Origin of the sequence: Ectothiorhodospira shaposhnikovii (genome assembly GCF_016584105.1) — a bacterium.
Taxonomy (GTDB): domain Bacteria; phylum Pseudomonadota; class Gammaproteobacteria; order Ectothiorhodospirales; family Ectothiorhodospiraceae; genus Ectothiorhodospira; species Ectothiorhodospira shaposhnikovii.
Genome location: NZ_NRSM01000037.1, coordinates 22,535 through 28,983 on the forward strand (window position 1 = coordinate 22,535; position 6,449 = coordinate 28,983).

The 6,449-nt window shown below is 59.8% G+C and carries 6 protein-coding genes; all 6 read left to right on the forward strand.

Annotated features, from left to right (window positions below; all coding sequences use genetic code 11):
- Nucleotides 1-132 precede the first annotated feature (132 nt).
- The 6 genes from soxA to CKO35_RS15695 all read left to right on the forward strand — a co-directional run bounded on the left by soxA (nt 133) and on the right by CKO35_RS15695 (nt 6,240).
- A complete protein-coding gene (gene soxA / locus CKO35_RS15670) occupies nt 133-936 on the forward strand; it encodes a sulfur oxidation c-type cytochrome SoxA (RefSeq protein WP_200177053.1) in 804 nt (267 codons plus the stop codon).
- A 20-nt stretch (nt 937-956) separates the two neighbouring features.
- Nucleotides 957-1,670 (forward strand): sulfur oxidation c-type cytochrome SoxX, encoded by a 714-nt coding sequence (gene soxX / locus CKO35_RS15675; RefSeq protein ID WP_200177054.1) that lies wholly within the window; start codon nt 957-959, stop codon nt 1,668-1,670.
- Nucleotides 1,671-1,836: 166 nt separating this feature from the next.
- A complete protein-coding gene (locus CKO35_RS15680; protein WP_200177055.1) occupies nt 1,837-2,691 on the forward strand; it encodes a 23S rRNA (adenine(2030)-N(6))-methyltransferase RlmJ in 855 nt (284 codons plus the stop codon).
- 99 nt (nt 2,692-2,790) lie between these two features.
- The gene (gene htpG / locus CKO35_RS15685) at nt 2,791-4,677 is read left to right on the forward strand and encodes a molecular chaperone HtpG (protein ID WP_200177056.1); all 1,887 of its coding nucleotides are present in this window, start codon (nt 2,791-2,793) and stop codon (nt 4,675-4,677) included.
- Nucleotides 4,678-5,100: 423 nt separating this feature from the next.
- Nucleotides 5,101-5,496 (forward strand): hypothetical protein, encoded by a 396-nt coding sequence (locus CKO35_RS15690; protein WP_200177057.1) that lies wholly within the window; start codon nt 5,101-5,103, stop codon nt 5,494-5,496.
- 198 nt (nt 5,497-5,694) lie between these two features.
- Nucleotides 5,695-6,240 (forward strand): DUF4760 domain-containing protein, encoded by a 546-nt coding sequence (locus CKO35_RS15695; protein ID WP_200177058.1) that lies wholly within the window; start codon nt 5,695-5,697, stop codon nt 6,238-6,240.
- Nucleotides 6,241-6,449 lie beyond the last annotated feature (209 nt).

Genomic DNA, 6,449 nt, shown 5'->3' on the forward strand with positions numbered 1-6,449 from the left:
TTCCCTGATGTATTGACATTTGTCTATATTGCGCTCAGTCTTGTGCGCAAGGGCTTCGGGCGCCCGTTTGCATGCTTTTCGGGGGCTGCAAAGACAACAACGGCGTTGCAAAAACGTGTGGAGGACAGGGGTATGCTGAAGAATATCTTGGCCGGCGTGGCGCTGGCCGGGAGCCTGGCGGGTGGCGCCATGGCTTCCGATTCACCGTATCTGACCGGCCGCGAACAACTGCTCATGCTGGCCGATGACAATCCCGCGGAATTGACCATGTGGCGTGGCGAGGAACTGTTTCACCAGGTCCGGGGGCCGAAGAACGCATCCTTGGAGCGCTGTGATTTCGGGCTTGGCCCCGGCGTGCTGAAAGGGGCCTATGTGAGGATGCCGCGCTGGTTCGAGGACGCAGGCAAGGTCATGGACCTTGAGTCAAGGATCATCCACTGCATGAAGACCCTTCAGGGCTTCACCGACCAGGATGATCCCATTGCCCGCAAGCACTCCAGCGACACCCGCGAAGCGGATCTGGTGGCCATCTACACCTACGTGGCCAGCCAGTCCAACGGCATGAAATGGAACCCGCCCATGAATCATCCCATGGAACGGCTGACCCGCAATGCCGGGGAGGTCCTGTTCCACCGCCGCGCCGGCAGCATGGACTTTGCCTGCGCCACCTGCCACACCACGCCCCGCAAGCGTATCCGACTGTCCTTCCTGCCGGTGGAATCCAATGTTGAGGAATGGTCCAAGGCCATCTCATGGCCTGCCTATCGCATCGGCCACGGGGTGGTGAGGACCTCCCAGCACCGGGTCCGGGGCTGCTATTACCAGATGCGCCAGGCCGGTATCCAGTTCGGTTCGGATGCCTCCATTGCCATCATCTCCTACTGGACCCATCAGGCCCGGGGGGGTGTGGCCACCTTGCCTGATCTCAAGCGCTGATACCGGGGGGAGTGCAGACCATGAACAAGCAGAACAGCATTGCCGGATATGCCCTCATTACCGTCGGCGTGGCCCTGATTTCGGCGGCACTGATCGCCGGTTGCGCCCAGCCCCGGCCGGATACCCAGGCTGAGCGGGACTTCAGTCACATGTCCCCAGAGGCCTATGCCGAGTATCTGATCTTCCGCTCGGGCAGTTTCAACCTGGATCAGGCAACCCAGGAAGGCACCACGGCGGCGGATCGCATGGTGCAGGATCCCCTGCAACGCATGTGTAGCGAAGCCCGCAATCGTCCTCAGCCCGAACTGGCGGTACGTATCGTGGGGGCGGCCCGGGACAGCATCGTCTATCCCGAGGGAGGCATCAAGCTGGGAGACTGGCGCCAGGGTGCCGAGCTGGCCCGCAGCGGGACGGGTTTTCGCATCGGGCATAATGTGGATGACCATAGCCGGCCCGTGGGCGGGAACTGCTATGCCTGCCACCAGCTGGACCCGGACGAACTGGGTTTCGGCAATCTGGGGCCCAGCCTGGCCGCCTACGGCGCCCTGCGTGGAGACAGCGAGGCGGTGCGCAAATTTGTCTATGACATGATCTACAATCCCCACAGCTACTTCCCCTGCACCCAGATGCCTCGCTTTGGTGTCAGTGAGTTCCTGACACAGGAAAGCATTTCCCACATCATGGCCTATCTGCTGGACCCGGAGTCGCCGGTGAATTCCCGCCACGCCCGGTGAGGCTCAAGCCCGGGACAGGGATGTCCCGAATCTTTTCCCTGAGTGCCATAAAACCTCTATCATCTCCGCGGAACCCATTGGGGGCTTCCTGGGGGCAGGGCCACCCCTGTCCGCCGTTTTTCTTCCCCGCCATTGTCCTTGCCTTGAGTCCCGAGAGAATCCCTACATGTTGAGTTACCGTCACGGCTTTCACGCCGGCAATTTTGCCGACGTGCACAAGCACGCGCTGCTGGCCTGTGTGCTGGCGGCCCTGACCCGCAAGGACAAGCCGCTGGCGGTGGTGGATACCCATGCCGGGGCCGGTCTTTACGATCTGCACGATCCGCAGGCGCTCAAGACCGCCGAGTACCGGAATGGGGTGATGCGGGTCTGGTCCGCACCCAATCCGCCCGAGGCCCTGTCACCCTATCTGGAGATGATCCGCGCCCTGAATACGGCGGACGGGACCCTGACCCTGCATCCCGGATCCCCCACCGTATCCCGGATGCTGACGCGGGATCAGGATCGACTGATCCTCAATGAACTGCACCCGGCGGATCATGGGGTGCTGCGGGCCAACTTCTCCGGTGATCCACGGGTGGCGGTGCATCAGCGGGACGCCCGTGAAGTCCCCAAGGCCCTGCTGCCGCCGGTGATCCGTCGCGGGTTGGTCCTGGTGGACCCGCCCTATGAGCGGGACCGGGAATACCGGGAAACCCTGGATCTGGTATTGGAGGCCCATCGACGCTGGCCGACCGCGGTCGTCATGGTCTGGTATCCCATCCTGTCCCCCGGGCGGCATCAGGGGCTGGTCCAGGGGTTGGCGCGGGGCGGGGTCAAGGACCTGCTGGTGAGCGAGCTGTGCACTGCCCCGCCGCAGACCCCCATGGGGCTCAATGGATCGGGCATGGCCATCATCAACACGCCCTGGCAGCTTGACCGGACCTTGGCTGAAGTACAGGCCTGGTTGTACGCCTGCCTCGACCCCCAGGGGCAGGGGGCCAGTACGCTGGAATGGCGAGTGCCTCCCCAAGCGGGCTGAAATCCTCCCCTTGAAACCCGGCTGATCGTCCCCAGATACCTGTCAATTGGTAATTTCTCATCCCTAAATGTCCAGACCCAATTTCCGACCGGAGCATCCATGAGCGTCGATACCCACAAGGAAACCCGACAGTTCCAGACCGAGGTCAGCCAGCTGCTGCATCTGATGATCAACGCGCTGTACTCCAACAAGGAGATCTTCCTGCGCGAACTCATCTCCAATGCCGCCGACGCCTGCGACAAGCTGCGCTTCGAGGCCCTGTCCGACGACGCCCTGATGGAAGGGCAGGGGGAGCTGCAGATCCAGGTGAGCTTTGACAAAGAGGCCCGTACCATCACCGTGCGTGACAACGGTATCGGCATGAGCCGGGAGGAGGTGATCCAGAACATCGGCACCATCGCCCGTTCCGGCACCCGGGAATTCATCGGCAAGCTCACCGGCGACCAGAAGAAGGACGCCCATCTCATCGGCCAGTTCGGCGTCGGTTTCTATTCCGCCTTCATCGTCGCCGACCGGGTGACCCTCACCACCCGCCGTGCCGGCATGACCCCGGAGCACGGCGTGCGCTGGATCTCCGACGGCAGCGGCGAATTCTCCGTGGAAACCGTGGAAAAGGCCGAGCGGGGCACCGAAGTGGTGCTGCACCTGAAGGCGGACGAGGACGAGTTCCTGGATCAGTGGCGGCTGCGTCACATCATCACCCGCTATTCCGACCACATCCCCCTGCCCATCGCCATGCCCGGCACCGACGACCAGGGTGAGCCCAACGGCGAATGGGAAACGGTGAACCGGGCCAATGCCCTGTGGACCCGTCCCAGATCGGAGATCACCGACGACGAGTACAAGGCCTTCTACAAGCACGTGGGCCACGACTTCGAGGACCCCCTGGCCTGGACCCACAACCGGGTCGAGGGACGCCAGGAATACACCTCCCTGCTGTACATCCCCACCCGCGCGCCCTTCGACCTGTGGGACCGGGACCGTCGCCACGGGATCAAATTGTATGTGCAGCGGGTCTTCATCATGGACGACGCCGAGCACCTGATGCCCACCTACCTGCGCTTCGTGCGCGGGGTGGTGGACTCCAGCGACCTGCCCCTGAACATCTCCCGCGAGATCCTGCAAAGCAACAAGCTCATCGACGGCATGCGCGCCGGCTCGGTGAAGAAGGTGCTGGGACTGCTGGAGGACATGGCCGCCAACGAGCCCGAAAAGTACCGGACCTTCTGGGATGCCTTTGGTCGGGTGATGAAGGAAGGCCCCGGCGAGGATTATGCCAACCGGGAACAGATCGCCCGTCTGCTGCGCTTTGCCAGCACCCACACCGGTGAATCCGCCCAGACCGTCTCCCTGGCGGACTATGTGGCGAGGATGAAGGAAGGTCAGCAGCACATCTACTTCATTACCGCCGACAGCCATACGGCGGCCCTGCACAGCCCCCATCTGGAGGTCTTCCGCAAGCGGGGCATCGAAGTGTTGCTACTGTCCGACCGGGTGGACGAGTGGCTGGTGTCCCACCTGCACGAATTCGACGGTAAGTCCCTCAAGTCCGTGGCCAAGGGCGAACTGGACCTGGGTGACACCGAGACCGAGGAAGAAAAGCAGGCCCAGCAGGCCGCCGAGGAAAAGGTCAGGGATCTGTTGCCGCGCATCAAGGCGGCTCTGGAGGAACGGGTGGAAGACGTGCGGTTCTCCCACCGGCTCACCGACTCACCGGCCTGTATCGTCCTTTCCGAGCACGACATGGCCCTGTACATGCAGCAGCTGCTCAAACAGGCGGGTCAGAACCTGCCGGATACCCGCCCGGTGCTGGAGGTCAACCCGGCCCATCGCCTCATCGAGCGCATGGGCGAGGAGACCGACGACGCCCGTTTTGCCGACTGGGCCAGCCTGCTGATGGATCAGGCGATCCTGGCCGAAGGTGGTCAGCTGGAAGATCCCGCCGGCTTCGTGCGGCGCCTGAATGCCCTGATCACCAGCGGCTGAGGGTGCTGCCCGGTGCCCCTCTCCCCGGTCGGGGAGAGGGGCATTTTTTTGTGCGCCGTAGCCCGTTCCCCACCGATTTTCCAGCTTGAATTTCTCCCGCCCAGGGGCTAGTCTTTCCCCACGAAAGTCCCATATGTTGTGCTAATTCTCTCTGCGTAGCACAACAAATAGTGTGCGCGAGGGGCGGGCAGTCATCGACCAGTTGAGATCTTGGACGTGATCAGTCAACAGGATACACCACCCCGCCTCCTCACTCCCGTACACCGGAATTGAGTATAACTTCGCTCAGACGATAGGCTGCGGCAGTACTTATTACCAATACTGACGACGCGGGCTAATATACTGTTGGGCGCCAAGGAACAACGCTCTGCCTGCCGTCCACCCGGCATCCAAAAGAGAGCCGACCCAATCCAGGAAATTGTTATGAGTGAACGAATCACGCTTTACGCGAAGCCAAACTACGACAGTCCCATCGGGGCAGACGGAAGCGGCATGACCATCGCAGCTCTGCACGTCGCCCAAGACAGCGAAACGCTTTCATCCGCGCCAATGCGAAGAGATGTTCTAACCCATCTGATGAGCAATTCCGCAGTCAACTACTGGAAAAATACAAAGCACTGGTTGGAGTCGTGTGGAAAACACTCAAACGGCAAGAATCTTCTTCGCCTGACGAGTACTGGGTTGTCAACTTGCCGAGCGCGGGTTAGCGGAGGAGCAGATACACCCACTAGACCTGAAATCGTCAGAAAATGGATTAATGATATGCGAACTGGGCAGGGCGCTGCGACAGAGCCCAAAGAGTTTGATTTGCCGCTGTAAACATTACTGGTTTGGAAAAAGTAAAAGAAATAGTGGAAGGGGGGCAGTCTCAATTGTCGCCGGCACGAATGAATGACATCTCCCAACTAGCCCGCCAGCCCGACGCCAAGCTGCGGCGGGCGCTTCGCGCGTCGCAGCTTGGCGCGGGCTGCGGTTGACGTTAGATTTGTTCCCCGAGGTTACAAGGAGAATGGCTCTATGATCGAAAACAGCCCACCAAGCATTATTCCTTACATTATGACTGTGGCGTTATGTGTTGCTGTATTTCAGCTGTTCTTGCTTTGGAAAAACAATAGACACCATTACAATTGGCAAAAGCGTGTGCAAGCGTTGTCTTACTCGTTGACAAAAAGTGAGAAGCTTCGGGAAGCTAGAATTCGGTTGGAAGAAGTTTTTGACACGCGGAACGTTAAAGGGCCAATACAGGTTAACAAGATCGATGAGGCATCTAATTACCACAAAGATATAATCCATTGCATCAGAGATATTCTTGGGCATTGGGAAAATTTGGCTTTGGCAATTAAGCTAAATATTGCTGATGAAGAGGTTGCTTACGAAATGGTTGCAAGCACTGTAATTCACCACGTTGTTATATTTCAAGAACACATAAAGCAGCGCCAAGAGGTGAATCCGCGCGCATACGAGTATCTGATAGGCCTGACATATTCCTGGTTAGAGAAACTTCCAGAGAACGAACGCCCGCAGTATTACCATCTGAATTTACAAAAAAATCTAATCGGATAGTCGGGGGTTTTTCTCCCCCGGCCTCCACAACGCCCCGCATGCGGGTCCGCACGGGGCGTTTCCTCCGGAGTTCAAAGGACGATGCAAACATGGTGACCTTCAACGCTGGTTACCCAACGAATCGCCAAGGCCGTTTCACCCGGTCGGGCGCATTACGTCCGTTGAGACACGCGGGTCTCTCTCGTTGCCGGAGGTTCGGGCCTTCACCG